Genomic DNA, 552 nt, shown 5'->3' on the forward strand with positions numbered 1-552 from the left:
TACTATATCGTAGTTTTCAGGCAACGTAACTGGCTTTTGGGTACAGCAAAGCTTATGAACTGTTAGACGTCGGCCTTTAGCATCTTTCATGTTTGAGAGTTGTTTATAGGCTTTTTGAGTGGCCTCAAAAAACGGATGGTTGGGGTCATCGGTAAACAAGCAAACCACCTCACCCGGACGAGAAAAGCAGGCGATATCATCAATGTGTCCTGTGGTTTCTTCAGGATCGATACCATCATCAATCCAGAGCACCTTTTGGGTATTAAGATAAGTGTTCAGCTTGTCCTCGATTTGAGTTTCGTTAAGATGGGGATTACGGCCAGGACTGAGCAAGCACATACGTGTGGTCAATACTGTGCCTTCACCATCGACATGAAACGCGCCACCTTCCAGCACAAAATCTTCGGTACGGTAGCGTTCGATATTCAAATAATCGCATAGACGTGCAGCTAACTTATCATCGTCATCCCAAGGCGCATAAAGGCCATCGTAGTCTCCGCCCCACGCATTAAACGTCCAATCACAGCCGCGTAGCTCACCTGCATCATTGAT

Annotated in this window: 1 protein-coding gene; it reads right to left on the reverse strand. The window is 46.4% G+C overall.

Annotated elements, in window-relative coordinates; all coding sequences use genetic code 11:
• The coding region (locus tag ACS8FD_RS23595) for an agmatine deiminase family protein (RefSeq protein WP_439277638.1) at positions 1–552 on the reverse strand (552 nt) is incomplete at both ends.

This window comes from Psychrobacter sp. 1U2 (assembly GCF_051847575.1).